The sequence below is a fragment of the Streptomyces sp. NPDC051740 genome (assembly GCF_044453165.1).
Classification (GTDB): Bacteria; Actinomycetota; Actinomycetes; order Streptomycetales; family Streptomycetaceae; genus Streptomyces; species Streptomyces atrovirens.
Genome location: NZ_JBITCL010000004.1, coordinates 71,249 through 97,752, shown reverse-complemented (window position 1 = coordinate 97,752; position 26,504 = coordinate 71,249). Strand labels below are relative to the sequence as shown.

The 26,504-nt window shown below is 74.1% G+C and carries 20 protein-coding genes and 1 pseudogene; 15 read left to right on the top strand and 6 right to left on the bottom strand.

The genetic code is table 11. The annotated features are described in order from the left end of the window. The first annotated feature begins 82 nt into the window (after window positions 1-82). From ACIA6T_RS08480 to ACIA6T_RS08470, 3 genes are read left to right on the top strand one after another with little or no spacing between them, the layout of a single operon-like run. The gene (locus tag ACIA6T_RS08480; RefSeq protein ID WP_399445791.1) at window positions 83-1,657 is read left to right on the top strand and encodes a four-carbon acid sugar kinase family protein; all 1,575 of its coding nucleotides are present in this window, start codon (window positions 83-85) and stop codon (window positions 1,655-1,657) included. Beyond that, a complete protein-coding gene (gene pdxA / locus ACIA6T_RS08475; RefSeq protein WP_399445790.1) occupies window positions 1,654-2,658 on the top strand; it encodes a 4-hydroxythreonine-4-phosphate dehydrogenase PdxA in 1,005 nt (334 codons plus the stop codon). The genes ACIA6T_RS08480 and pdxA overlap by 4 nt, the downstream gene beginning before the upstream one ends. A 25-nt stretch (window positions 2,659-2,683) precedes the next feature. Beyond that, complete coding sequence (locus ACIA6T_RS08470; protein ID WP_399445789.1) at window positions 2,684-3,493, top strand: DeoR/GlpR family DNA-binding transcription regulator; 810 nt, start codon at window positions 2,684-2,686, stop codon at window positions 3,491-3,493. A 362-nt stretch (window positions 3,494-3,855) separates the two neighbouring features. Here ACIA6T_RS08470 and ACIA6T_RS08465 read toward each other — a convergent pair whose 3' ends face one another. Both ACIA6T_RS08465 and ACIA6T_RS08460 read right to left on the bottom strand, forming a co-directional pair. Further along, a complete protein-coding gene (locus ACIA6T_RS08465) occupies window positions 3,856-5,598 on the bottom strand; it encodes an ABC transporter ATP-binding protein (RefSeq protein WP_399445788.1) in 1,743 nt (580 codons plus the stop codon). Further along, on the bottom strand, window positions 5,595-7,397 hold the full coding sequence (locus ACIA6T_RS08460) for an ABC transporter ATP-binding protein (protein WP_399445787.1): 1,803 nt from the start codon (window positions 7,395-7,397) through the stop codon (window positions 5,595-5,597). The genes ACIA6T_RS08465 and ACIA6T_RS08460 overlap by 4 nt, the downstream gene beginning before the upstream one ends. 200 nt (window positions 7,398-7,597) lie before the next feature. Between ACIA6T_RS08460 and ACIA6T_RS08455 the strand changes: the two genes are divergently transcribed. Continuing rightward, on the top strand, window positions 7,598-8,392 hold the full coding sequence (locus ACIA6T_RS08455; protein ID WP_399445786.1) for a TetR/AcrR family transcriptional regulator: 795 nt from the start codon (window positions 7,598-7,600) through the stop codon (window positions 8,390-8,392). On the opposite strand, the gene ACIA6T_RS08450 is transcribed toward ACIA6T_RS08455, so the two are convergent. Beyond that, on the bottom strand, window positions 8,358-9,032 hold the full coding sequence (locus tag ACIA6T_RS08450; protein ID WP_399445785.1) for a MerR family transcriptional regulator: 675 nt from the start codon (window positions 9,030-9,032) through the stop codon (window positions 8,358-8,360). The genes ACIA6T_RS08455 and ACIA6T_RS08450 overlap by 35 nt on opposite strands. Before the next feature lie 102 nt (window positions 9,033-9,134). Between ACIA6T_RS08450 and ACIA6T_RS08445 the strand changes: the two genes are divergently transcribed. After that, window positions 9,135-10,568, top strand: coding sequence for an MFS transporter (locus tag ACIA6T_RS08445; protein WP_399445784.1), 1,434 nt, complete (start codon window positions 9,135-9,137; stop codon window positions 10,566-10,568). Between the two features lie 90 nt (window positions 10,569-10,658). On the opposite strand, the gene ACIA6T_RS08440 is transcribed toward ACIA6T_RS08445, so the two are convergent. Beyond that, window positions 10,659-11,204 (bottom strand): GNAT family N-acetyltransferase, encoded by a 546-nt coding sequence (locus tag ACIA6T_RS08440; protein ID WP_399445783.1) that lies wholly within the window; start codon window positions 11,202-11,204, stop codon window positions 10,659-10,661. A gap of 126 nt (window positions 11,205-11,330) precedes the next feature. Here ACIA6T_RS08440 and ACIA6T_RS08435 point away from each other — a divergent pair, with 126 nt between their 5' ends. The 10 genes and pseudogenes from ACIA6T_RS08435 to ACIA6T_RS08390 all read left to right on the top strand — a co-directional run bounded on the left by ACIA6T_RS08435 (window position 11,331) and on the right by ACIA6T_RS08390 (window position 23,076). After that, window positions 11,331-12,587, top strand: a complete 1,257-nt coding sequence (locus tag ACIA6T_RS08435) for an ATP-grasp domain-containing protein (protein WP_399445782.1) — start codon at window positions 11,331-11,333, stop codon at window positions 12,585-12,587. Continuing rightward, window positions 12,584-13,435: a Rossmann-like domain-containing protein gene (locus tag ACIA6T_RS08430; protein ID WP_399445781.1), complete on the top strand. Its 852-nt coding sequence runs from the start codon at window positions 12,584-12,586 to the stop codon at window positions 13,433-13,435. Before ACIA6T_RS08435 ends, ACIA6T_RS08430 begins: the two co-directional genes overlap by 4 nt. After that, the gene (locus ACIA6T_RS08425; RefSeq protein WP_399446060.1) at window positions 13,432-14,511 is read left to right on the top strand and encodes a PLP-dependent cysteine synthase family protein; all 1,080 of its coding nucleotides are present in this window, start codon (window positions 13,432-13,434) and stop codon (window positions 14,509-14,511) included. Before ACIA6T_RS08430 ends, ACIA6T_RS08425 begins: the two co-directional genes overlap by 4 nt. Further along, a pseudogene (locus tag ACIA6T_RS08420) lies at window positions 14,508-15,543 on the top strand (dipeptide epimerase); the annotation flags it as partial. The gene ACIA6T_RS08425 and the pseudogene ACIA6T_RS08420, both read left to right, overlap by 4 nt. A 240-nt stretch (window positions 15,544-15,783) precedes the next feature. After that, window positions 15,784-17,067 (top strand): MFS transporter, encoded by a 1,284-nt coding sequence (locus ACIA6T_RS08415; RefSeq protein WP_399445780.1) that lies wholly within the window; start codon window positions 15,784-15,786, stop codon window positions 17,065-17,067. Then, on the top strand, window positions 17,064-17,858 hold the full coding sequence (locus tag ACIA6T_RS08410) for a class I SAM-dependent methyltransferase (protein WP_399445779.1): 795 nt from the start codon (window positions 17,064-17,066) through the stop codon (window positions 17,856-17,858). Before ACIA6T_RS08415 ends, ACIA6T_RS08410 begins: the two co-directional genes overlap by 4 nt. 10 nt (window positions 17,859-17,868) lie before the next feature. Further along, entirely contained in the window at window positions 17,869-19,452 is a 1,584-nt protein-coding gene (locus tag ACIA6T_RS08405; RefSeq protein WP_399445778.1) for an ABC transporter substrate-binding protein, read from the top strand. Continuing rightward, window positions 19,449-20,402, top strand: a complete 954-nt coding sequence (locus ACIA6T_RS08400) for an ABC transporter permease (RefSeq protein WP_399445777.1) — start codon at window positions 19,449-19,451, stop codon at window positions 20,400-20,402. Before ACIA6T_RS08405 ends, ACIA6T_RS08400 begins: the two co-directional genes overlap by 4 nt. Next, complete coding sequence (locus tag ACIA6T_RS08395; RefSeq protein WP_399445776.1) at window positions 20,399-21,229, top strand: ABC transporter permease; 831 nt, start codon at window positions 20,399-20,401, stop codon at window positions 21,227-21,229. The genes ACIA6T_RS08400 and ACIA6T_RS08395 overlap by 4 nt, the downstream gene beginning before the upstream one ends. Before the next feature lie 62 nt (window positions 21,230-21,291). Continuing rightward, complete coding sequence (locus tag ACIA6T_RS08390; RefSeq protein ID WP_399446059.1) at window positions 21,292-23,076, top strand: ABC transporter ATP-binding protein; 1,785 nt, start codon at window positions 21,292-21,294, stop codon at window positions 23,074-23,076. 186 nt (window positions 23,077-23,262) lie between these two features. On the opposite strand, the gene ACIA6T_RS08385 is transcribed toward ACIA6T_RS08390, so the two are convergent. After that, window positions 23,263-23,745: an ester cyclase gene (locus ACIA6T_RS08385; RefSeq protein ID WP_399445775.1), complete on the bottom strand. Its 483-nt coding sequence runs from the start codon at window positions 23,743-23,745 to the stop codon at window positions 23,263-23,265. Beyond that, complete coding sequence (locus tag ACIA6T_RS08380) at window positions 23,742-26,471, bottom strand: AAA family ATPase (RefSeq protein ID WP_399445774.1); 2,730 nt, start codon at window positions 26,469-26,471, stop codon at window positions 23,742-23,744. Before ACIA6T_RS08380 ends, ACIA6T_RS08385 begins: the two co-directional genes overlap by 4 nt. Between the last annotated feature and the right edge of the window lie 33 nt (window positions 26,472-26,504).

Sequence of the window (26,504 nt, the reverse complement as noted above, 5' to 3'; positions counted from 1 at the left end):
AGAGTCTCGCGCGAATCGCGCAAGCTATGTCATCATCAGGGCACTGCGACACCGAGTTCACCGAGTTCTGAAGGAGGTCCGCGTGTGCCGTGAGGACGACACCGCGGTCGTCGCGCTCGCCGACGACCTGTCGGGGGCGGCGGAGGCCGCCGCGCTGCTCCGGCTGCCCGCGCGGCTCGTGCTGCACGTCGACGACCTGGGAGTATCCGGCGCCGACAGAGAGGCCGTGGTGGTGGACCTCGACTCGCGGTACCTGGACGACGAGGCGGCGGCCGATGCCGTACGGGCCGCGGTGCGCGCGGTGCGGAGGTCCCCGGCCGCCGTCGGCGCCCGTACGGACACGGATACCGCCGGATCACGCGCGTTTCGCGCAGTCAATTCCCGCGAGTCGTACGGCAGTCCGCTCTGGTTCAAGAAGTGCGACTCGCTGCTGCGCGGGCCGGTCGGCGCGGAGGCCGCCGCCTTCGCGGAAGGGGCCGAGGTCCTGGTGATCGCGACGGCCCTGCCCGCCGCACGGCGCGTGGTGCGCGGGGGCGTGGTGCTGGTCGACGGGGTGCCGCTGCACGAGTGCGCCGCCTGGCGCGCGGAGGAGCGCGCCGCGCCGCGGTCCGTCGCCGGGGCACTGGCACCGCTGCCGACCGCGGACGTACCGCTGGGGTCCGTGCGGCAGGGCCCCATCGCGCTGGCCGGCCGCTTCCGGGAGCTGGCGGCCCGCGGACGGCACCCGGTCTGCGACGCGGAGACCGACACCGACCTGACGGTGATCGCCGCCGCGGCGGCACTGCTCGGCCCGGGCGCCCGACTCCTGGGCAGCGGCGGCCTGGCGGCGGCCCTCGGCCGCCGGCTCGCCGCGCGGCGCGCGCACGGGTCGTCGGCGGAAGCCGGACCCACGGCCGCTCGGCCGAGGGCGACCGAGCCGTTCACAACGCTGCCGACGGCACCACCGGCGGCAGCCCGGCCGACAGGACCGACGGCGGCAGCCGCCCCTGGAGCGCCGTCGGGGGACGCCGGGCCGGCGTCACACCCGTCGACGGCAGGGGCGACGCCGGCCCGGGCCGTGACGCCGTCAGCGGCAACCGAGCCCGCGGCAACCGGAGCGGCCACCCCGACGATCCCGGTCGAGGCTTCCGTCCGGGTGACTGTCGGGAGTGCGGAGCCGGCGGGAGCCGAGGGCGTCGCGCGGCCTCTGCTCGTCGTCGCCGGGAGTGCGGAGCCGGTGGTGGGCGAGCAGGTTGCCCGACTGGTCGCGGCCGGGGCCCGGCATCTGCCCCTGAACCCAGGGGAGTTGGCCGGGGCGGAGGGCGTCGTACTGCCCGGACTCGCCACCGGCACGGTGACCGTGCTGTCCGTCGACGGGTCCGGCGGTGTCCGGCCCGGTGCGGCACGCGCGGTCGTGGCCGGACTGGCGCGGGCCGTCTCCGCGGTGCCGGGACGTCCGGACCTCGTCCTGACCGGCGGCGAGACGGCCCGCCGGGTGCTCGACTCACTCGGTATCACGACACTCCGGCCCGTCGGCGAGATCCACCACGGCGCCGTGCACTGCAGGACCGACGACGGCCGCTCGGTCGTCACCCGCCCCGGGAGCTTCGGCGGCCCGGACTCGTTCGTCCGTATCGCGGCGGCACTCCGCCCCTCTCAGCAAGGAGTCACCCAGTGAACGCGCAGCAGCCCCTCCCCCTCATCGGTGTCACCATGGGCGACGGCGCCGGTATCGGGCCCGAAGTGATCGTGCCCGCGGTGCTGGACGCCGCGACGCTGGGCCGGTGCCGGCCGGTGGTGATCGGTGACGCCGCCCGGCTGCGGGAAGCGGCCCGGATCCTCGGCACCGAGTGCGAGATCGTGACGGTACCGACGCCGGCGGCGGCCGAGTCCGCACCGGGCCGGATCAATGTCGTGGACCTCGGACTGCTCCCCGCCGACCTGCCCTGGGGCGCGCTGTCCACCGCCGCCGGCAACGCCGCGTACGAGTACGTCAAGCGGGCCGCGGAGCTGGCGCTCGCCGGTGAGATCGACGGCATCTGCACCGCCCCCCTCAACAAGGAGGCGCTGCACGCCGCCGGGCACGTCTACCCCGGACACACCGAACTGCTCGCCCACTTCACCGGGGTGGAGGAGGTGTCGATGATGCTCTCCACCGAGAAGGTGAAGGTCATCCACGTCACCACCCACATCGGCCTCATCGACGCCGTCAACCGGATCGAGCCCGGCCTGGTCGAGCGGACCGTGCGCCGCGGCCACGAGGCCATGGTCCGGGCGGGGGTGGCCGCACCCGTCATCGGCGTCTGCGGCATCAACCCGCACGCCGGCGAGAACGGTCTGTTCGGCTACGGCGAGGAGGAGGAGAAGATCGTCCCCGCGCTGGAGAAGGTCCGCCGCGACGGCATCGACGCGCGCGGCCCGCTGCCCGCCGACACCGCGTTCTTCCTGGCCTCCCGGGGCGACTACGACCTCATCGTGGCGATGTACCACGACCAGGGCCACGGCCCGGTCAAGGTGCTCGGCATCGAGGCGGGCGTCAACCTCACCGTCGGCCTCCCGGTGATCCGCACCTCCGTGGACCACGGCACGGCCTTCGACATCGCCGGTACGGGGAAGGCCGAGGCCGGTAGCATGATCGAGGCGCTGCGGCAGGCCGCCGAGATGTCCACCGCCCGCTGAATCCACGTACCGCGAAGGACACTTGATGCCGCCCAACGGATCCCAGGCTCGGCGCGAGGAGATCCTGCGACTCGCCACCACCACCGGCCTGGCCAGTGTCGAGGAACTGTCCCGGCACTTCGGCGTGACCGCCTCCACCATCCGCCGCGACCTCGCCCGGCTCACCGCCGACGGCCGGCTGGCCCGCACCTACGGCGGGGCGATGGCGCTGAACGCGCACCCGGAGGCGTCGCTGCGCCAGCGCACCACGGAGGCGTACGAGCAGAAGCGGGCCATCGCCCGGTGGGCGGCGTCGCAGGTCCAGCCCGGCGAGACCGTGCTGCTGGACGCCGGGTCGACGGTCGGGGCGCTGGCGCACGAGCTGCGTACGGCGCAGGACCTCACGGTCGCCACGACCGGTCTGACGGCGCTGCACGAGCTGGCGGACGTCGAGTCCGTTCACGTGGAGTGTCTGGGCGGGACGTTGCGACCGCTCAGCCAGGCGTTCGTCGGGCCGCTGACGGAGGCGGCGCTGGAGCGGATGACGTTCGACCGGGTCTTCCTGTCCGCGGACGGGGTGACGGCGGACGGCGGGATCTGCGAGGCGGACCTGCGGCAGACGAGGCTGAAGGAGCTGATGGCCCGGCGGGCCGCCCGGACGTACGTGCTGGCGCACGCGGCGAAGTTGGGGCGGGCACCGTTCCACGCGTGGGCCACGCTGCCGCAGGGGTGGACGTTGGTCACGGACACCTCCGCGACGGACGCCGACGTGACGGCGTTCACGGAGCGCGGTACGCGGGTGGTGCTGGCGGAACCGGTGGGAGAACCGGCACCGCCGGAAGGAGGACCGGCGTAACCGCGGGCAGTCGTACCCCCCGGTGCCTCAAGGGCCCCGGAGGTACCTCCGGGGCGGTGGGGGTCCCCCGCCCGAGTGCGGCCGGGGGCGGGCGGTGGGGCACCTCCCGCTCATGGGGTCCCTCCCGCTCATGGGGTCCCTCCCGCTCATGGGGTCCCTCCCGCTCATGGGGTCCCTCCCGCTCATGGGGTCCCTCCCGCTCGGGCGAAGTCGCGAGCGGGGAGAAGCCGAGAGCGGGGGGAGGCACCCCGCAGGCGCCGTGCCGTGCCGTGCGACCCGCCCCCGGCTCACACCGACGCGGGGGCGTACCCGGGCGGTCGCTCAGGCACGCCCCCGCGGCGTGAAGGGGACGGCGCGGCCGCTCAGCCGGCCGGTGTCCTCGCCGGGCGCCAGCCCCCGCTGCGGCTGCGTTCGGACCAGAAGTCGGCGTACCGGCCTTCCTGGGCGATGAGTTCGTGATGCGTGCCGCGCTGGATGATCCGGCCGCCGTCGAGGACCAGGATCCGGTCGGCGGCCCGCACCGTCCGCAGCCGGTGGGCGATCACCAACAGGGTCCGGTCGCGGGTGAGTTCCGACAGGGCGTCCTGGACGGCCCGTTCGTTCTCCGGGTCCAGGGACGCCGTCGCCTCGTCCAGCAGGACGATCGGCGCGTCCTTGAGCAGCGCGCGGGCGATGGAGATCCGCTGCCGCTCACCGCCCGACAGCGCCGCGCCGCCCACTCCGACCTGCGCGGACCACCCGCCCGGCAGCCGCTCGGCGATCTCGTCGACCCGCGCCTGCCGGGCGGCCCGGCGCACCTCCGCGTCGGTGGCGTCGGGCCGGCCGGCCCTGATGTTGTCCTCGATGGTGCCCTCGAAGAGGTAGACGTCCTGGAACACCATGGAGATCCGGGACATCAGGTCCTCGGCCGGCAGCTCGCGGACGTCCGCGCCGCCCACCCGCACGGCGCCCCCGTCCACGTCCCAGAAGCGGGCGATCAGGCGGGCGATCGTCGTCTTGCCGGAACCGGACGGCCCGATCAGCGCGGTCATCGTGCCCTCGGGGATGCGGAAGCCGACGCCGTCCAGCACCGTGCGGCCGTCGCCGTACGAGAACTCCACCGCGTCGAACTCGATGCCGGAGCCGGCCGGGCGGGCCGGGTGCTCCGGCTCGGGCAGCGGTTTCTCGTCCAGCAGCCGCCGCACCCGGTCGAGTGCCGCGCCCGTCGAGCGCAGCGCGGAGCCGAGGTTGGCGGCCTCCGCCATCGGCTCCACGAACCGCGCGGCGAGCACCAGCAGGGCCAGCAGTTCGGGCACGGCGAGCGATCCGCCGAGGGCGAGGTGGGTGCCGTACACGAGGATCACCGTGAAGGCCGCCTGCACCGTGAGCGTGAAGCCGACCTGGCCGGGGACACCTGCCGCCATGACCCGGCGTCCGGCGTCCCGCTGGGCGGACAGCGCTTCGTCGAGCCGGCTGCCGCCGGCGGTGCGGGAGCCGGGGAAGGCGCGCAGCACCGGCTGCGCCTCGGCGTACTCGATGACCCGGTTGGCCGCCTCCGTCATGGTGCCGGCGCGCAGCCGGTCGGCGGTGGCGGTGCGGTGGGTGCTCCAGCGCAGGACCAGCGCGAGGAACGGGGCCGTACAGGTCGCGGCGAGCGCGAGCCGCCAGTCGAACAGGTACATGAGCGCCACCACGGCGGCCGGTGTGAGCAGCCCGCTGATCAGCGGGCGGAACAGATAGCCGGGGACGCGCATGACGCCCATCACGGACTGGGTGGTGAGCGTGCTCAGCTCTCCGGTGCGGGTGGGGCCGAACCAGCCGAGGGGCAGTGTGGCGACGTGGTCGCCGATGCGGTGGTGCAGGACGCGGGAGAGGGCGGCGCCGGCCTGGAAACCGGCCCTGGTGGCGAGGTAGTGGACCACGGACTGCGCCAGGGCCGCGGCGGCCAGGGCCCACACCCATGGCCAGGCCTGCTCCGGCTTCTCGCCCAGCAGCCGTTCGAGCACCGGCACGATCAGGACGAACGCCGCCGCCTGCAGGACCGCTCCGAGGACCTGGAGGGCGAGTACGTTCCGCAGCAGCCGCCGTTCGGCGGGGCCGACCACGGCCATCAGCCGACGGATCATCGGACGGCCTCCTCGACCGCGGGAGGGACGGTGTCGCCGTCCGCGGACCGCCCCGGAGCGCCGGGCCGCCAGGCGGTGCCGCGCTCGTGGGCCCGCCACATCCCGGCGTACGTGCCGCGCAGGGCCAGCAGTTCGGCGTGGGTGCCCCGCTCCACCACACGCCCGCCGTCGAGGACGACGATCAGGTCGGCGTCCTTCACCGTGGACAGACGGTGTGCGACGACCAGCAGGGTGCGGCCCCGGGTGAGCTGCGACAGGGCGTCCTGGACCGCCGCCTCCGACTCGGGGTCGGCGTACGCGGTGGCCTCGTCCAGGACGAGGACGGGGGCGTCGGCGAGCATGGCCCGGGCGATGGAGAGGCGCTGCGCCTCGCCGCCGGAGAACCGGGCGTCCTCGCCGACCACGGAGTCGTAGCCGCGCGGCAGTCGTGTGATCCGGTCGTGGATACGGGCACGCCGTGCGGCGTCCTCCAGCTGTTCGCCGGTGGCGTCCGGCCGGGCGAGCAGCAGGTTGGCGCGGACGGTGTCGCGCAGCAGCCGTACGTCCTGGAAGACGAAGGACATCCGGCGGTGGATCTCCTCGGGCGCGAGGTCGCGCAGATCGGTGCCGCCGATGCGGATGGTGCCCTCGTCCGGGTCCCGAAAGCGCGGCAGCAGCGACGCCAGCGTGCTCTTGCCCGCGCCCGAGGGGCCCACCAGCGCGGTGGTCGTCCCGGGTTCCAGGGTCAGGTCGACGCCGTCGAGGACGCGGTGCCCGCCGTCGTGCGAGAAGCCGACGGCCTCGAAGGTCACGGCTCCGGGGCCGGCCGTCACGGGGTGTGCGGGCAGGGGCAGTTCAGGGGTGGCCAGGACCTCGCCGATACGGTCCGCGGCGGCTTTCGCGGCACGTACCTCCTCCTCGGCGAAGCTGATCGTCAGCACCGGTGTGGTGATGCCGACGGCGAGCAGCGCGAACGGGACCAGGTCCGCGGGGGCGGTGCGGCCGGCGGTGACCAGGGCGGTGCCGCCGAGCAGGACGGTGAACAGCATCGTGGGTGCCGAGAGCGCGATCTCGGACAGCGCCCTGGGTGCGGCCAGCGAGTCGACCCAGCCGCGGAAGAACGCGGCGAACCGGTCCGCCGCGTCGGTGTAGCGGCGGTGGGCGCGCCGGGTCCGGCCGAAGGTCTTCACCACGGCGATGCCCTGGACGAACTCCACGGCCGCGCCGTTGATGTCGGTCATCGCGGCGTCCAGCGCGGGCAGGTTCTTCTTGAACGCGGCGCCGGTGCGGCCGAACAGGGCGATGCCGAGGGCCAGCGGGATCATCGTGATCAGCGCCAGGCGCCAGTCCACGAGGAACAGGTAGGCGAGCGTCGACAGCGGCACGGTCACGGCGGCCGTCAGTTCCAGCAGCGAGTGCGCGACGAGGTGGTGCAGTGCGTGCACGTCGTCCTGTACGGCCTTCTTCACGGCGCCTCCGCCGCGGCCCGAGAACCAGCCCAGCGGGACCCTGTCGAGCCGGGTGACGAGCCGCCGGCGGACGGAGAGCTGGAGGTCGTTCTCGGCGAGATGGCCGACGACGCCCGCGGCCACCAGGAACAGGAGCCGCATCAGGAGGCAGGCGGCGGCCAGCGCGGTGGCGGTCCAGGCGCGGTCGCGGTCCACCGGGCCGTCCGCGAGCAGCACCCGGGCCAGTTCGGCGACGGCGACGAACGGGGCGATGTCGAGCAGGGCGGCGACCGCCCGGCAGAGCACCGCCAGAGCGAGCCGTCCTCGGACGGGCTGCAGTAATGACGGAAGCGCGGCGGGTTCCGCGGCCATCGTCGTCCTCCGTTCCGGGAGCGCGGCAGGGGTCGGCCGCGCGTGGGTGAGTGATACGCAGAGTAATTACCCAGTGGGTAAAAACGGGGCTGGCTACCCACTGGGTAATTCGCGGTGACCACCCTACGACGGACCGGGCGGGCCGGGTCAAGGAAGGCCCGCGGCGCGGGGCCGGCCGGGGAGTGGATACGCTGCGTACCATGCCCAGTTCACCCGCACCCGGGGGCCGGGGGCGGCGCCCCGTCGACCGGCCGCCGATCACGCCCACGGGCATCGTCGACGCGGCGCTCGGACTCACCGAGCAGGACGGTCTCGACGCCTGGTCCACCCGGCAGCTCGCCGCCGCGCTGGAGGTCTGGCCGCGGGCCGTCTACCACCACGTCGGGGACCGGGACGCGGTGGCGGACGCCGTCGCCGACCGGGTGGTGGGCATGATCCCGCTGCCGCCGCAGGACCTTCCGTGGCGGGAGTGGTTCACCCGACTGCTGCTGGACGGGCGGCCGTTGCTCCGGCGGTATCGCGGGGTGGCCCGCCGGCTGGTGCGGATCGGGCCGGTCGTCCCGTCGGCGCTGACGATGATGGACCGGGGCGTGCTGGTGCTCCAGCAGGCCGGTTTCGCCGACGGCGCGACGGCCGCCTACCGGTATCTCACCAATTCCGCCTTCACGTTGGTGACGGTCGAGGACGACCGCGCGGAGAACCTGCCGGAGGCGAGGGTGCGGCTGGCCGGGGCGCTGGCCGCGCACCGTGACGATCCCGACCGCCGCGGCCTCGCCGCGGTCGGCGCCGCCGTCGCCGGCCGGGGCGCCGACGACCCGGACGCGATCGCGGCGCTGGAGGACGACTTCTACGCGTACACCGTGGAGCGTTCACTGGACGGTGTGGCGGCCGTGCTGGACAGGCCGGACCGGGGTGGCCTGCCGGGCCCGGTCCGGCCACCGGCGGCGCCCCCCGCCTCCGTCACTCCTCCTCCCCCTCCTCCGGGCCGGTCCTGAACAGGCGGGCCGACTTGTCCTCCTGGGCGAGGCGGCGCATGGCCAGCAGGGCCGGCTCCAGGAGGACCGAGACCAGGACCGCGCGTTCGGCCAGCTCCAGCACGCCGGACACGCCTTCCATCTGCTGGACGTCCAGCTCCGAGATGCGGTCCGCCAGCCGCGCGTAGGGCAGCAGGGACCGCCAGTCGATGCCCGAGTCCATGTCCGTCAGGGCGTCCAGGACCTCACCGAGGCTCCGTATGGCGGCGGTGCCGGAGTGCACCTCCCACCCCATCGCGGCGACCAGCTCGCGCGCGTCGGTGACGCCGCCCGTCTCCTCTCCCGCCTCCCGCCTCTCCCGCTCCCGCGCCTGCTTCTGCTGCTGGGTGACGGGGCGGGCGTCGGTCACGATGCCGAAGATCTGGTGCAGATCGCCGCCCTGCTCCGTGACGGCACCCAGGATCTCCTTCACCGCCCCCACCGGCAGCCGCCGCACGCCGACCAGCGTGCGGATGAGGCGGAGGCGGCGCAGGTGCTCCTCGCCGTAGTCGGCCTGGTTGGCGGCCGTCGCCCGGCCCGGGGGGAGCAGACCGTCCCGTAGGTAGTACTTGATCGTGGGGATGGACACGCCGCTGCGGCGGCTGAGTTCCGAGATTTTCACGGATCCTCGCTTACTCACTGGCTAACGGATAACGGATCGCACTACTATCCATTAAAGGTCGAGCCGATCGGCTCACCCTTCCCACGTGACGGGGGTATTGTCATGAGCACTCTCAAAAAGCCGTTATGGTCGGTCATCCTCGCATGCAGTCTGCCGATGTTCATGGTCGCGCTCGACAACCTGGTGGTGACGACCGCCCTGCGCACCATGGCCGTCGACCTCGACGCGTCCACCGAGGAGCTGCAGTGGTTCGTCAACGCCTACGTCCTCAGCTTCGCCTGTCTGCTGCTGACCGGGGCGGCGCTGGGTGACCGGTTCGGCCGGCGCCGGGTCTTCGTGGCCGGGATCGCGGTGTTCACCCTGGCCTCGATCGGCTGCGGCCTCGCCGGCAGCAGCGAACAGCTCATTCTCATGCGGGCGTTGCAGGGGCTGGGCGCGGCGGCCGTGATGCCGCTGTCGCTGACGCTGCTCGCGGAGGAGGTGCCGGAGCGCAGGCGTGGTCTGGCCCTCGGACTGTGGTCCGCGGTCAGCGGTACGGCCGTGGCGTTCGGGCCCGTGGTGGGCGGCGCGGTGGTCGACGGCCTGGACTGGCAGTGGATCTTCTGGATCAACGTCCCGGTGTGCCTGGTGGCGATCCCGCTGGTGCTGTCCGTGCTCCGGGAGAGCTCCCTGGCCGGCACCCGGCTCGACCTGCCCGGCATGCTCCTCGCCACGGCGGGACTCCTCGCGGCCGTCTGGGCGATCGTGAACGGCGAGGAAGAGGGCTGGGGTTCGGGCCCCGTCCTGTCGGCGTTCACCGGCGGAGCCGTCCTGCTGACCCTGTTCGTGCTGTGGGAACGCCGGGCGGCCCAGCCGCTGCTCCCGCTCTCCTTCTACCGCGAGCGGGCCTTCGTCCTCTCCAACCTGGTCTCCGCGAGCATGTACTTCGGCGTCTTCGGGTCGATCTTCCTGCTGGCGCAGTTCTTCCAGGTCGCGCCCGTACGGACCCCGCTGGAGGCCGGTGTGCTCACGCTGGCCTGGACCCTGATGCCGATGTTCGTCGCGCCGGTCGCCGGCGCCCTGACCGACCGGGTGGGCGGCGGACGGCTGATGGCCCTCGGCCTCTTCCTCCAGGCGGCCGGACTGGCCTGGATCAACCTGGTGGCCACGTCGGACACCCCGTACGCGCGCATGGTCGGCGCCATGATCGTCGCGGGCGTCGGCATGGGCCTCGTCTTCGCGCCGACGGCGGCGGTGGTGCTGGGCGCGGTCGGACCGCGGCACCGCGGCAAGGCGTCCGGCGCCAACAGCACCGTCCGCGAGATCGGCGGCGCCCTCGGCACCGCCATCCTGAGCAGCGTCTTCATGCGCTACGGCGACGACCGCACCGCTCAGGGGTTCGTGGACGGCATGAAGCCCGGCATCTGGATCGGCGTCGCCGTGGTCCTCGCGGGCGCCCTGTGCGCCCTCGCCATCCCCCGCCCCGCCGCCACCGCCCCGGCCCTCGCGCCCGAGGACCACGAACCCGACCGGACCCCCAGCCCGGCGACCCGCTGAACCCCGGCCCCTCCACGCCCGGTACCGGGTGAATCGCCCACTGGACGAGACGATCGACGACGCACTAGAGCGCCGCCCGCCCCCTCCCGGTCAGAACGGGATCTCGAAGTGGACCGTGGACACGCCCGGGCCGTGTTCGCCGGTGGTGCGGGCGTCGAAGATCTCCTTGGCCGTGCTGCGCCAGAAGGCCTCCGCGCCCTCGACGTCCACGTTGGTGTGCAGGTAGAGGGATTCGTAGCCGGGGGTGTTCGCGACGAAGTCGCAGGCCGCGTCGACCAGGGTGCGGGCGAGGCCCCGGCGCCGGTGCTCCGGGCGGACGTAGACGCGGGCCAGCTGGGCGGTGGTGCCGGACGGGTAGCGTTCGGCCAGCCAGCGGGGGTGGGGCGGGTGGGCCGGGCCCGTCGAGTGCACGCCGGTGGTGGCGACCACCTCACCGTCGTGGACCGCCACGAGCAGGGTGTGGCGGGGGTCGTCGAGGTACGTGCCCTTGAGGTCCGTCACGTCCCGGTGCCAGCGGGGCACGTAGCCGTATCCGAACTCCTTGTAGAACGTGTCGAGCATGACGGCGCGGGCACCGTCGGTGTCCGCGGGCGTCGCGGGGCGCACGGTGTAACCGGCGGGCGCGGTCCGACTCATCGCGAGGTCCTTCCGTATCGGGGTCCTCACAGTACCTGACAATGAAAATGATTACCGATATCGTGTCGTCGGTCGCGGCCCTGACGTCAGGGCCGTGCCGTACGCGACGACACGAAAAGGGGAGCCGTGGCTCATCTGCTGGTGGTCGAGAGCTGGGTCGGATCGATGAGCAGGCTGCTGCCACGGGCGATCCGGGAGAGCGGACACGAGTTCACGTTCCTCACCCGCGACCTGCACCACTACCTGCGCTCGGCACCCGAGGGCGTCGCGCACCCGCTGCTCGGGGCGCGCAACGTGATCACCGCGGACACCAACGACACCGAGACCCTGCTGCCCCGAGTGGAGCGGCTGCACTCCGTGCTGGGCTTCGACGGGGTGATCACGTCGTGTGACTACTACCTGCCGGTGGTGGCGCGGACGGCCGCCCGGCTCGGGCTGCCCGGACCGGCTCCCGAGGCGGTCGAGAACGCCTGCCGCAAGGACGCCACCCGCCGGGTCCTGGCCGACGCCGGGGTGCCCGGTCCGCGGTTCGCGGTGCACGAGGAGTGGGCCGAACTCGCCCGGTCGGCACGGGAGATCGGCTACCCGCTGGTGGTCAAGCCCGTCGACCTGTGCGCCGGCATGTACGTACGGCGGGTGGACGACGAGGAGCAACTCGCCGCCGCCGTCAAGGCCCTGGGCGAGTTCCCGGTCAACGCGCGCGGGCAGCGGCGGGCACCCGTCGTGCTGCTCGAAGAGCTCCTGGACGGTCCGGAGGTGAGCGTCGAGACCGTGTCGCACGCGGGCGCGGTCCACGTCATCGGCGTGACCGACAAGAGCGTCGGCGGGGCACCCGCGTTCATCGAGACCGGCCACATGTTCCCCGCCGCCCTGTCGTCCGCGGACACCGAGGCGGCCGAACAGACCGCGCTCGGCGCGCTCAAGGCACTCGGACTGACGGACGGTGTGGTGGCGCACACCGAGATCAAGCTGACCTCCGCCGGGCCGCGCGTGGTCGAGGTCAACCCGCGGCCCGCCGGGAACCGCATCACCGAGTTGATACGGCATGTCACCGGCCTCGACCTCGCCGCGGCCTTCGTGGACGTGTCCCTGGGCCGCGCGCCCGATCTGCGGCGGACCGACACCGGACTGCGCAGTGCCGCCATCGGCTTCCTCGTGCCGGAGACGACGGGCACGCTCGAAGCGCTGGACGCCGGGCTCGCGCCGAGCGCGCCGGACGTCCTCGAGGTGCAACTCGCCGAGCCGGGGCGGCAGGTGAAGGCGGCGGGCAGCAACAACGAGTACCTGGGGCACGTGATGGCGGGTGACCCGGCCGGCACCGGCGCCCGCGCCCGGGTCGAGGCCCTGCTCGACGAGGTGCGGTCCGGGCTGGTGATCCGATGAGCCCCACCGCCCCGGCGTCCGCCCGCGCGGCGACGACGTACGACGAACTCCTGGCGCTCGCCCGCGCCGGTGAACTCGGTCCGGATCCGGCCGGGTCGCGGATCTCCGTGGCCTTCACCACCCGGCAGGCCGTACGGCACGAGGGGCGCGGTACCGGTTACCGCAACGAGGTGCTCAGTCTGCGCCTCGCCGAGGCCGTCGGCAGTTGCGCGGTCGAGCCCGGCGCGCTGCCCGACGACGCGGTGGAGGACTGCGTCGGCGCGGACGTGGCCCGCCTGCTGGAGCATCCGATGCCGCCGGTGCGGGTCGCCGCGCTCGACGCGTACCTGATGCACGTCACCCCGCACACCCCGGAGAACGGGGCGCGGCCCGTCGCCCTGCCGGCCGGGACGTCGCTGGAGAAGTCCCGGGTCCGGGCCGAGGCCGTCACCGAACTGCTCGTCCTGCCGCCCGGGGCGACGGTGCTCGTGGTCGGCGTCGTCAACTCCCTTCTGGAGGCGCTGCGTTCGCGGGACCTGGGCTACGTCCCGTGCGACCTCAAGGGCGGGGTCACCGAGTGGGGCGAGCCGGTCGTCACCGACGCCCTCGCCGCGGCCGGCCGGTGCGACGCCCTGCTCGTGTCCGGGATGACGCTGGGCAACGGGACCTTCGACGCGCTGCGGGAGCACGCGCTGCGGCACGACAAGCAGCTGGTGATGTTCGCCCAGACCGGCAGCGCCGTACTCCCCCGCTTCCTCGGGCACGGGGTGAGCGCGGTGTGCGCGGAGCCGTACCCCTTCTTCTGGCTGGACGGCGGCCCCGGCACCGTCCACCGCTACCGCGCCGACCGTCCGGGAGGCACCCGGTGACCACCGCCGCCGTACGGCCCGCCGCCCGCCCGGAACTGCTCACGCTGCTCGGCCACACCCCTCTCGTCCGGATCACCGCCGGTCTGCCCGGACCGCACCCCGGTTTCTGGGCCAAGCTCGAAGGGCTCGCCGCGGGCGGGATGAAGGCGCGGGCCGCCGTCTCGATGCTGATGGGCGCCCGTGAACGCGGTGAACTGCGCCCCGGGGCCCCGGTGGTGGAGTCCACCTCCGGCACCCTCGGCATCGGGCTCGCCTTCGCCGGGCAGGCCCTCGGGCATCCCGTCGTACTGGTCGGTGACAGTGAACTGGAGCCGTCCATGCGTCAGTTACTGCGCTCGTACGGGGTGCGGCTGGAGATCGTGGACCGGCCCGCACCCCAGGGCGGCTGGCAGGCCGCACGCCTCGCCCGGCTGCGCGAACTGCTCGCCGTGCTGCCCGAAGCCTACTGGCCCGACCAGTACAACAACCCCGACAACACAGCCGGTTACGCCTCGCTGGCCGCCGAACTCGCCGCCCAGATCGACCACTTGGACGTCCTGGTGTGCAGTGTGGGTACCGGCGGGCACAGCGCCGGTGTCATCGGGCCGCTGCGCCGGCACTGGCCCGCGCTGCGGCTGATCGGTGTCGACTCCACCGGCTCCACCATCTTCGGCCAGCCCGCCCGGCCCCGGCTGATGCGCGGCCTGGGCAGCAGCATCCATCCGCGCAACGTCGCGTACGACGCCTTCGACGAGGTGCACTGGGTGGGCCCCGCCGAGGCCGTGGACAGCTGTCGCCGGCTGGCCCGGGGCAGTTTCGTCAGCGGTGGCTGGAGCACCGGCGCGGTCGCCCGCGTCGCCGCGTGGGCGGCCCGTGTCCACCCCGGCGCGGTCGTCGCCACCGTCTTCCCCGACGGGCCGCACCGCTACCTCTCCACCGTCTACGACGACGACTTCACCACCGCCCACGGCGTCGACCCGGACGCCGCGGCCACCCGTCCCGTGGAGATCCCGCACCCGTACGCGGCCGAGGCCACCGGCTGGGCGCGGTGCACCCGCGTCACCGACCCGCTCGCCCGTCCGGAGGAGAACCGGTGAGGACCGGCCTGCGCACCGTGCGCCTCGAACTCACCGAGCCGCTGCGGATATCCCGTTCCACGATGTCCGCCCGTGACGCCGTGTGGCTGAGCGTCGAGCACGAGGGCGTGACCGGACACGGCGAGGCCGTCAGCAGCGTCTACTACCGGCTCGACGCCGAGAGCCTCGGACGTCACTTCACCGCCGTGGGCGCCGACCTGGCCCGCTTTCCCGACCCGGAGACCGCCCTGGAGGTCCTGCGCATACGGGAGCCGGCCACCGGGGGCACTCCCCCGGCCGTGGCCGCCGCCGTCGACGCGGCCCTGCTGGACCTCGTCGGCAAGCGCGCGGGCAGGCCCGTCCACCGGCTGCTGGGCGCCGAGGACACCCCGGTCGCGGCCACCGCCCGCACCATCGGCATCACGTCCCCCGCGCACGCGGCGGCGCAGGCCCGCTCCCTCGTGGCGAGCGGCTTCGAGGTCCTCAAGGTCAAGGCGGGGGCGGCCGATCCCGAGGAGGACGTCGAGCGCGTACGGGCCGTACGGGACGCCGCGCCGGGCGCGCGGCTGCTGCTCGACCCCAACGGCGCCTGGACCACGGGGCAGGCGGAGGCGTTGCTGCCCCGGTTCGCCGCACTCGGCGTCGAGGCCGTCGAACAGCCCCTCGCCCCCGGTGACCCGGAGGCCCTGGCGGCGCTGGCCGAGCGCTCACCGCTGCCGGTCGTCGCCGACGAGGACGCCGTGGACCTGGAGGACGTACGCCGGCTGGCCGGGCGCGTCCACGGCGTCAACGTCAAGCTCGCCAAGTGCGGCGGGGTGCACGCGGCCCTGCGCATCGCGGAGCTGATCGACGGCAGCGGCACGGAGCTGATGCTGGGCTGTCTGACCGCCAGCAGCCTCGGACTCGCGCCCGCCGTGCACCTCGCCGACCGGGCCCGCTGGGCCGACCTGGACGGCCATCTGCTGCTCGCGCACGACCCGTGGACCGGCATCGGCGGCGAGGACGGCCGGGTGAGGACGAGCGACCGGCCCGGACTGGGCGTCGAACCGCGGGAGAGGCGCCGCGCGGACGTGGGGGCATGCCGTACGGACCCGGACGGACGCCGCACAGACCCGGACGGACGCCGCACGAACCCGGAGGGACACCGTGCGGACCCGAACGGGAGCCGTACAGACCCGGAGCAACACCGTGCGGACCCGGAGCAACACCGTGCGGACCCGGAGGGACGCCGCACGAACCCGGACGGACGCCGCACAGACCCGGACGGACGCCGCACGGACCCGGAGGGGCGCCGTGCGGACCTGGCATGAGATACGCCGCTTCCCGCTCGCCGTTCAGCTCCTGCTGGTCAACCAGCTCGGCGTCAACACCGGCTTCTACCTCCTCATCCCCTACCTCGCCACCCACCTCACCGAGAACCTGGGCCTGTCGGCCGCCGTCGTCGGCGTCGTCCTCGGGGTCAGGAACCTCAGCCAGCAGGGCCTGTTCGTCATCGGCGGCTCCGCCTCCGACCGGCTCGGCGCACGGGGCGTCATCATCGCCGGCTGTGCCCTGCGCACCGCGGGCTTCGCGCTGTTCGCGCTCGGCGACCACCTGGCCGTCCTGCTCGCCGCGTCCGTCCTCAGCGGGTTCGCGGGGGCGCTGTTCAACCCCGCCGTCCGCGCCTACCTCGCGCAGGAGGCCGAGGAGCGCAGGGCCGAGGCGTTCGCCCTGTTCAACGTGTTCGCCACCACCGGCGCGCTGGTCGGGCCGCTGCTGGGCAGCGCGCTGCTGCTCGTGGACTTCCGTACGTCGGCGCTGACCGCCGCCGGGATCTTCGCGGTCCTGACCGTCGCACAGGCCCTGGTGCTGCCGGCCCGGAGGGTCGAGCCGAGCGGGGGCGGGGTGCTCGCCGACTGGCGGGAGGTGCTCGGCAACCGCGCCTTCCTGGCGTTCGCGCTCGCCATGGCCGGCCTGTTCACCCTGGAGAGCCAGCTGTACCTGCTGCTGCCCGACGGGGCGCGGCGGGCCACCGGCTGGGACGGCGCCGCCGGTCTCGTCTTCGTCGTCGGCGCCGCCGCCAACCTCCTGCTCCAGTTGCGCCTGACCCGCGCGCTCAAGCGGCGCGGGGACCGGGCCCGTTGGATCGCCGCCGGGCTCGGCCTCATGGCTCTGGCCTTCCTGCCGCCGGCCCTGGCCACCACGGTGTCCGGCGGCCCGGACGGCGTGGCCGACGCGGTGCTGCGGGTGCTGCCCGTGCTGGCGGGCGCCCTGCTGCTGTACCTCGGGGTGATGATCGCCCAGCCGTTCGTGATGGACATGGTCCCCGCCTTCGGCCGCCCCGCACTGACCGGCACCTACTTCGGGATCTTCTACGTCGTCTCGGGCGTCGCCGCCGCGATCGGCAACACCGTCGTCGGCTGGGCCATGGACACCGGGCGGGACGGCGACGCCGCGTGGCTGCCGTGGGCGTGCTGCGCGCTGGCCGGCCTCGCCTCCGCGCTCGGCGTCGTACGGCTGCGCCGGCTGGGATCGCTGCCCGCGCCGCCGGAACAGCCCGCCGCACCCGCGCCCGCCCGAGGAAGGACCCCGGCATGACGGACAACCTGCTCACCGACAACCCCGCGCTCTACGAGGCCCGTTTCCCCGACCCCGGTCGGCTCGCCGGACGCTGGGCGGAGGACTGCCTGCGCCGGCACGGGGCGGGGAGGCGGGTGCTGGACATGGGCTGCGGCACCGGACGCGACGCCGCGTGGCTGCACGACGCCGGCCGCGAAGTGACCGGCGCGGACCTCTCCGAGGCGATGCTCGCGCACGCCCGCGACCACCATCCCGGACCCGAGTACGTCCATGCCGACCTGCACGGATTCGACCTGGGGCACGGCAGGTTCGACGCCGTGGTGTGCCTGGACAGCGCCCTGCTGTACTGCCACACCAACGACCAGCTCGACGGCTTCCTGTCCTCCTGCCGCCGCGCCCTGGCACCGGGTGGCCTGCTCGTCGCGGAGATGCGCAACGGCGCGTACTTCCTCGGCCGCACCGACCTGCTCGACACGCCCAAGGCCGACGAGTTCACCTGGCAGGGCGCCGTCCACCGGTCCGTCACCACCCTCACGGTGGACCGTACGGACCAACTGCTGCGCCGCAGGCGCGTATGGACCGCCGACGACGGGTCGGCACCCGTCGAGCAGCGGTCCGCGTGGCGGCTGCTGTTCCCGCAGGAGCTGCGCCACCTGCTGGCCGCGCACGGCTACGAGGTTCTGGAACTCCACGACGGACCGGGCCCGCGCACCGAGCCGCCCTGGCAGGAGGGCCTGCTCCCCGGCCGTACCACCGACGCCGACCGGCTGCACGTGGTGGCCCGTCTCACCGGCACGACTACACACTGAGGAAACTCACATGCACGACGACGCGACCCGCTCTCTCCCCTTCCCGGCCCTGCGCCGCCGCGGCTTCCTCGCCGCGACCGGGCTCGGTGCGCTCACCCTCACCGGATGCGGCGGCGGTTCCGGTTCCGACTCCGACGACGGTGCGGGCGACGGCTCGCCGAAGAAGGGCGGCCGGCTGCGCGCCGCGTTCGCGGGCGGTGGCGCGAGCGAGACCCTCGACCCGCACCTCGCCAACCTGTTCGCCGATGTCGCCCGCGCCAAGGCCCTGTTCGACAAGCTCGCCGACTACGGCGCCGACCTGTCCGCACAGCCCCGCCTCGCCTCGAAGTGGGAATCCAACAAGACGCTGGACCGCTGGCAGATCACCCTGCGCGAGGCCACCTTCCACGACGGCAGCCCGGTCACCGCGCAGGACGTCCTCTACAGCTACCGCCGTATCGCCGACCCGAAGCAGGCGTTCCGCGCCAAGGCGTCCCTGGAGCCCATCGACCTCGACGCCAGCCGCGCCACCGGCGAACGCTCGATCGAGTTCGTGCTCAAGCGGCCCACGGCCGAATTCCCCAACGTCCTGGCCGCGTTCGGCGCGTACATCGTGCCCGAGAACGCCACCGGGTTCGACAAGGAGCCGGTCGGCTCCGGCCCGTTCCGCTTCGTGTCGTTCGCGCCCGGCCGCTCGGCGGTCTTCCGCCGCTACGACGACTACTGGGAGGGCGCCCCGCACCTCGACGAGATCGAGTTCGTCGTGGCGAACGAGGAGTCGGCCCGGGTCAACGCGCTGCTCGGCGGACAGATCGAGTACGCCCACGAACTCAACCCCACCACCGCCCGCGCCCACGAGGACAAGGGGCAGATCGAGATCGTGCGGCTGCGGGGCAGCGCCATGCAGGCGTTCTGCATGAAGACCGACCGGCCGCCCTTCGACGACGAGCGGGTGCGCCGGGCGTTCTTCCTGATCGCCGACCGCCGGGAACTCGTCGACGGCGCGCTGTCCGGCGCGGGCGAGGTCGGCAACGACCTGTTCGGCAAGGGCTACGAGTACTACGCCGACGGCCTGCCCCAGCGCGAGCAGGACCTCGACAAGGCGCGTGCGCTGCTGAAGCAGGCCGGCGCCGAGGACCTGAAGGTCACCCTGGACACCTCCGCCGTCGCCGCCGGGTTCACCGAGGCCGCCAGCATCTTCCGCGACCAGGCGAAGAAGGCCGGAGTCACCGTCGAGGTGCGGATGGGCAGCAAGGACTCCTACTGGAGCGACATCCTCGACAACGGCTCCCTGTGCTGCTACCGCTCCGGCGCCATGCCCATCGAGGCGCACATCTCCCAGCGGCTGCTCACCGACTCCACCACCAACGCCACCAAGTGGCGGCACAAGGACTTCGACGCGCTGTACCAGCAGGCCCAGTCCACCCGCGACAAGACGGAACGCGCCGCCGTCTACGAGCGCATGCAGCGCCGCCTGTACGGCGAGGGCGGCTTCCTCATCTGGGGGTTCGCCGACTGGATCATCGGAACCGCCCGCACCGTCAAGGGCGTCGACACCAAGGCGCCCGCCAACACCCTCGACTGGGCGCGCTTCGACACGGTGTGGCTCGCGTGAGCGGACTGCGCTCCTTCGTCGCCCGGCGGCTGCTCCTCGGCGGCGTGCAGACCGTGGCCGTGGTGCTGCTGGTCTTCGCGCTCACCGAGGCGCTGCCGGGCGACGCCGCGGTCGCCCTCGCCGGGGACCAGCCCGACCCGGCCCGGATCGCGGCCATCCGGGAGGCGATGGAGCTGGACCGGCCGGCGTGGGAGCGGCTGGCCGGCTGGGCGGCGGGGCTGCTCCACGGCGACCTCGGCACCTCCCTGGTCTCCGGCCGTCCGGTGCGCCAGTACCTCGCCGACGGCTTCGGCCCGACCCTGCTGCTGGCCGCGCTGACCGTGGCGCTGCTCGTACCGGCCGGGTTCGGGCTCGGGGTGCTGGCCGCCCGTCACGCGGGCCGGCCGGTGGACCGGCTGATCAGCTCCGTGACGCTCGCCGTGTACGCCGTCCCCGAGTTCGCCCTCGGTGTGCTGCTGGTGACCGTGTTCGCGCTGCGGCTCGGCTGGCTGCCGCCGACCGCCGTCGGCTACGGCACCGACCTGCTCGCCCATCCGGCCGCACTGGTCCTGCCCGTACTGGTGCTGCTGTCACGGCCCGTGTGCTCGCTGGTGCGGCTGGTGCGCGCGGGCATGATCGACGCGCTCGCCTCCCCGTACGTGGCGCAGGCCCGCCGCTACGGCGTGTCCGGCGCCCGTGTCCGGTACACCCACGCGCTGCCGAACGCCCTGGCCCCCGCCGCCCAGCAGCTCGCCCGCACCGTCGACTGGCTGCTGTGCGGGGTCATCGTCGTGGAGGCCCTGTACGTGATCCCCGGACTCGGCACGGTTCTGCTGGGCGCCGTCGCCGAACGCGACGTGCCCGTCGTCCAGGGGCTGGCGGTGGTGTTCGGCGTACTGACCGTCGTACTGAACCTGGGCGCCGACCTGATCGCCCACCGTCTCGCACCCCGGGCGGGGGTGGCCGCGTGAGGAGTCCGCGTACGGGCCGCTTCGCGCTCGGCCTCACGATCGTCGCCGTACCGCTCGTGCTCGCCCTGCTCGGGCCGGTGTTCGCGGGCGAGCCGGGGGCGCGGGCCGCGTCCTTCACACTGGGCGAGGGGCACTGGCTCGGCACCGACTTCGTGGGCCGGGACGTCTGGCGGCAGGTGCTGCACGGGGGGCGGCCGGTGGTGCTGACCGCGCTCGCCGCGACCGCCCTGGCCTACCTGGTCGCCCTTCCCGTCGGTCTGATCAGTGCGCTCACCCGGCTCCGCTGGCTGGAGGAGCTGCTGATGCGGCCTCTGGACGTGCTGCTCGCCGTACCGTCGCTGCTGCTGATCCTGCTGGCCGCCACGGTGTTCTCACCGGGCGCCGTCGGTCTCGCCCTGCTGGTCGCCCTGGCCAACGTGCCCGACGCGGCCCGGCTGGTGCGCGCCGCCGCCGCCGAGGCCGCCGCCCGGCCCGCGGTCGAGGCGCTGCGCATGCAGGGCGAGACATGGTGGCGGATGGCCGTCGGCTATGTCGGCCGCTCCATGCTGCGCACCCTGGCCGCCGACGCCGGCACCCGGCTGACCGGCGTGCTCTACCTGGTCGCCACGGCCGCGTTCCTCGGCGTCGGCGTGGCACCCGACGCCGCCGACTGGGCGGTCATGGTCGACCGCAACCGCACCGGCCTGTTCGTCCAGCCGTGGGCCGTGGTCGTCCCCGCCGTACTGATCGTCGCGCTGACGACGGGGACGAACCTCCTCTTCGACGCCGCACTGGACAAGGGCGGGCACCGGGGCCCGCGCCGCGCAGAGAAGGAAGCACGCCCGTGAAGCACGAGTACGAGAAGGGCTCCGGCGGAGACACCGACGTGGGCATCGGCGAGGATGTCGGCGTGCATGCCGACGTGGACACCGGCGGGGATCCCGTGGCCGAGATCCGCGACCTGCGCGTCGTCGTCGACGGCCGGGCGATCGTCGACGGAGTGGACCTGCGGGTCCTGCCCGGCAGGGTCACGGCGTTGATCGGCGCGTCCGGCAGCGGCAAGACCACCACCGGTCTGGCCCTGCTCGGCGAGTACCCGGCGGGCGCCCGGGTCACCGGCGCCGTACGGGTGGCGGCCGACGGCCTCGTCGGCTACGTCCCCCAGCATCCGGCGGCGGCCCTCAACCCCGCCCGCCGGGTCTCCGCCCTGCTGACCGACATCGCCCGCACCCAGGTGCGCCGGCTGCCGGTGCGGCAACGCCGGGCGGCGGCCCGCGAACGCGTCCTGCGCGCCCTGGCGGAGGCCCAACTCCCGGAGGGTGAAGACCTGTTGCGTCGCTATCCGCACCAGCTCTCCGGTGGCCAGCAGCAACGCGTCGTCCTCGCCCAGGCGTTGCTGCTCGGCGCGCGCGTCGTCGTCGCCGACGAGCCCACCACGGGCCAGGACGCCCTGACCAAGAGCCGTATCGTGGAGCGGTTCAGGGCCGTCGCGGCCCGCGGCATCGCGGTGGTGCTGCTCAGCCACGACCTGGACGTGGTGCGCGCGCTCGCCGACGAGGTGGTGGTCCTGCGGGCGGGCCGGGTCGTCGAGTCGGGCCCGGCCCGGCGGGTCCGGTCCTCGCCCCGGCACGAGTGGACCCGCGAACTGTTCGGCGAACAGGTGGAGTCGCCGCACCCGGACGAGCCGACCGGACGGCCGGGGGCGCCGGCACGCGGACCGCTCGGTACACGTACGGAGTCGCCGGACCCGGACGAGCCGACCGGGCAACCGGGACCGCGCACACACGGGCTGCCCCACGCACGTACAGAGGTACCGGACCCGGACGAGCCGACCGGACGGCCGGGGGTGCGGGCACGTGGGCCGCTCGACCGGCATACGGAGTCGCGGGACCCGGACGGCCGCACCGCCCGCACCGGGCAGCCCGTCCTGCGGGTGCGCGGGCTGACCGCCCGCCACCGCGACGGCGCCCGCGGCACGGCCGTCGTCCTGCGCGCCCCCGCACTCGACCTGTACCCGGGCCGGTCGCTCGCCGTCGTCGGCCGGTCCGGCAGCGGCAAGACCACCCTGGCCCGCTGCGTCGCCGGCCTCCACCGGGACCACGACGGCGAGATCCTGCTGGACGGCACACCGCTGCCGCGCAGCCTGCGCGACCGCGGTCGCGCCCAACTCGCCGCCGTGCAGTACGTCTTCCAGGACGCGCACGCCGCCTTCGACGAGCACCGCCCCGTCGTACGGCAGGTCGCCCGCACCGCCGTACGCCTGCGCGGCACCGACGAGGACACGGCGACCCGGGAGGCGCTGACCACCCTGGCCGGTCTCGGGCTCCCGGAGGAGCTGGCCCACCGCCGCCCCGGCCGGCTCTCCGGCGGCGAACTCCAGCGCGCCGCCCTCGCCCGCGCCCTGCTCGCCCGACCCCGCGTCCTGGTCTGCGACGAGATCACCTCCGGCCTCGACACGGTCACCCGCCGGGGCATCCTCGACGTGCTCGCCTCGCTGGTCCGCGAACGCGACCAGCTCTCCCTCGTCCTGATCACCCACGACCTGGACACGGCCGCCCTGGCCCACCGCATCGCCGTACTGGACGCCGGCGAGCTCGTCGAACAGGGCCCGGCCCGGCAGATCCTGACCGCGCCGCGCCACCCGTTCACCGTCTCCCTCATGGAGACGACGGCACGCCTGACGGCGGGGACGTGACCCACGCGCCTCCCGGCGTCGGGCACGCGGCAGGTGGGGGTCCAGGACGGTGGCGAGGGCCGGGCCGCGGAGGTCGAGGTCGACGCCGCCGGGCCGATCGCCATCCGATCGGGACTTTCGTGACTTCGCCCCCGGACGGGTCCGGGGGCTTCTCCTGTCGGTGGCCAGGTGGTCCGTCCCGGGAGGTCATGGATGAGTGAGCCGGGTCCCGGCTGAGGGATCCTGGACAGGTGAGGGCCTTCCGGTTCGGTGCGGATCGCGACGTCCGCACCAACGGAAAGGCTCTCGTGCCGCACCGCGACGCACCCCTGGCCGAGACCGGCAGGCCCCGCGCGTCCGTGCCCTCGGCGTGCGTCGCCAGGCGTTCATCCGGGTCATCCATCCATGCAGGTCCTCGAGGTGCCAACTCCGCTCGACGCGGCCGTCGTCGATCTCGTGGAACTCATGAATGGTGATCTCGTCGTACTTGCCGTTCGGGGGAACGCCGAGGAACTCTCCGCGGAGAGTACCGGCCAGAGCGCCGCGTACGGCCACGAGCCCCTCGATTCGCCAGCCGCGCACCGTCACCCGGGCGGTGACGTCGTACCGGGGACGGCCCAAAGGCAGCACACCGGGCGCCGCGCTCAGCCGGCCCCCTCCGGGCCGGTCCGGGCCACGAGGCGGTGTCATGGTGCGGCATCCGTGGGTGCGAGGGCGGCGAGTTCGGTCCGCGCGGTGACGCCGAGTTTGGGGAACGCCTTGTAGAGGTGGTACCCGACCGTGCGCGGGCTGAGGAACAACTGCGCGGCGATGTCCCGGTTGGACAGGCCGCGTGCGGCCAGCCGGATGATCTTCCGTTCCTGCGAGGTGAGCACGGACAGTGCTCCTGTTCCGTCCGCGGCCCCGGCTCCGGGTACGGCTTCGCCGGTCGCGTCGAGCTCGGCGCGGGCCCGCTCCGCCCAGGGCGTGGCGCCGAGTCTCCGGAAGGTCTCGAACGCGTCGCGGAGTTGGTTCCTGGCCTCGGACTTGCGGCGCATGCGGCGCAGCCACTCGCCGTAGAGGAGAGCGGTTCGCGCGCGTTCGAACTGCCGGTCGTCGGGGTGCAGCCGCAATGCGGCCCGGTACAGCTCCGCCGCGTCCGCTTCCGGCGCGAGCAGCGCGCGGCAGCGTTGGACGTGCGCGTCGATCCACGGCTGCGCGGCATCATGTGCCCAGGCCGTGAGCCGTGCGAGCGGCTCACGGGCGTCGGCCGGCCGGCCAAGCCGCACCGCCGCCTCGACCAGGTCGGGGATGCTGCGCAGGCCGGGAAGCTGATGGCTCACCGGTCCGGTGTGCAGGGCGGCCAGGCGGGCGCGGGCGGACTCCCACCGGGCGTGGCCGAGGTCGAGCAGGGCCAGTGCCCAGTGCGCCCAGGACATGCCGGGCGGGGCCGCGCCGGGCTCCGGCGCGGCGAGCGCGTCGTCGGCGAAGGCGTGACAGCGTCGCTCGTCGCCCGTCACCGCGGCCAGGTAGGCCAGTACGCCGCTGATCTCGGCGATCCACTGCCGGTGTCCGAGCTCCTGGGCGATGTTCAGCGCTTCGGTCGCCTCGTCCCAGGCGTCGGTGTGCCGGCCGAGGAAGGTCGACGTCCGGGCGACACACGCCAGCGCGGGCGGTGTCCGGCCGATCCATCCGCGGTCGCGGCACTGGGCGAGGAGCTCGCCGGCCACCCGGTGCGCCTCGGTGTCCTGGCCGGCGGCCTGGAGGCTGGTGGCTCCGACCAGGATCGTGTCGTGCGGGCCGCCGAATCCGGTCCGTTCGGCGGCCGCGATGCGTCGTGTGAGGGTCCCGTGGTCCCGGTCCCCCTGGCCGATCGCGGACCGCACCGTCCAGGTCAGCAGGCGGGCCACGTGGGTGAGCGGCTCTTCGGGCGGCAGCGGCAGGGCATCCAGCCGGTCCGCGGTGTCCGCGATCTCGTCCTTCCCGAGGTACCAGGCGGCGTGCACCGCGTCGAGCATCATGTGGGCGGCCAGTGCCGGATCGTCGGCCCGGGTCAGCTCGGCCGCCTCGGTCAGCAGCCGACGGGCCGTGCGGAGCAGACCGTGGTGGAACGCCGCGGCGGCGCGGACCCGGATGGCGCGCACGGTCAGGGCCGGGTCGTCGGTGCTCGCCGCGCCGTGCCGGGCGAGCTCCGCCATGCGGTCGATGTCGCCTTCTTCGGCGATCGCCTCCGCGGCCAGCACGAGCCGACGGGCCCGGTCCGTGCCGGACTCCGTGAGCTGCGCGGCCCGTTCGTAGGCCGCCGCCGCGGCGGCGTATCCGCTGCGCTCGACGGCCCGCCGGGCGGTGCTCTCCAGTTCCGCGGCCACCCGCTCGTCGGGGCCGGTGGCCACCACGGCGTGATGCCAGGCGCGCCGGTCGGCGTCCTCGGGCCGGTGGAGGGCCTCGGCGAGGGCCGTGTGCACCACGAGGCGGAGGCTGACCGGCGCCGCCTGGTAGACGGCCGACCGCACGAGGGGGTGGCGGAAGCACACGGTCCGGTTGTCCACCCGGAGCAGCCCCGCCGTTTCCGCGGGCACCAGGTCCGTGGGGCGGCAGCCGAGAGGGGCGGCCGCGCGCAGGACGACGTCACGGTCACCGGTGTCCTCGGCGGCCGCGACGAGCAGCAGGTGCCTGCTCTGCTCGGGCAGCCGCCGTACCCGGTCGAGGAACGCCGCCTGGACCGTGTCGCTCATGGGCAGGGCCTGACCGGCGGCGACCGGCCGGCCGGCGGCGAGAGCGAGGGGCAGTTCGAGGAGGGCGAGCGGGTTGCCCTGTGCTTCGGCCAGCACCCGGTACCGGTTGGCGGGCGACAGCGCGGCGGCGTGCTCGGCCAGCAGGCCGGCGGCGGCGGGCGCGTCGAGCCCTTTCAGCGGCAGGTGGGCGAGTCCGGGGGCGTCGAAGCCGGTCCGGGCGGTGATGATCAGCGCCGTGCCCTCGGCGTCGAGCCGCCGCGCGGCGAACAGCAGGGCCTCGGCCGACGCCCGGTCCAGCCACTGCGCGTCGTCGACGAGGCACAGGACGGGCCCGCCGTCGGCGAATTCGGCGAGGAGGGAGAGGACGGCGAGGCCGACGAGCATGCGGTCGCCCGGTTCGGCCGGGGCGAGACCGAAGGCCCCGCGCAGGGCACGCGCCTGCGGGGCGGGGAGGGCGTCGGTCCGGTCGAGGGCGGACCGCAGCAGCAGGTGCAGGCCGGCGAACGGCAGGTGGGCCTCGGACTCGATCGCGGTGCCGCGTATGACCCGTAAGCCCTCGGCCGCCGACGCCGCGTACTCCATCAGCGCGGTCTTGCCCATGCCCGGCTCCCCGGTGATGAGCAGGCAACCGCTGCGACCGGTCCGGCAGTCCGCCAGCAAGCGGTCGATGACCGATATCTCGTCACTCCGTCCGTACAACACGTGGCGAGAGTACTTAAGCCGGCCGGCGAACCC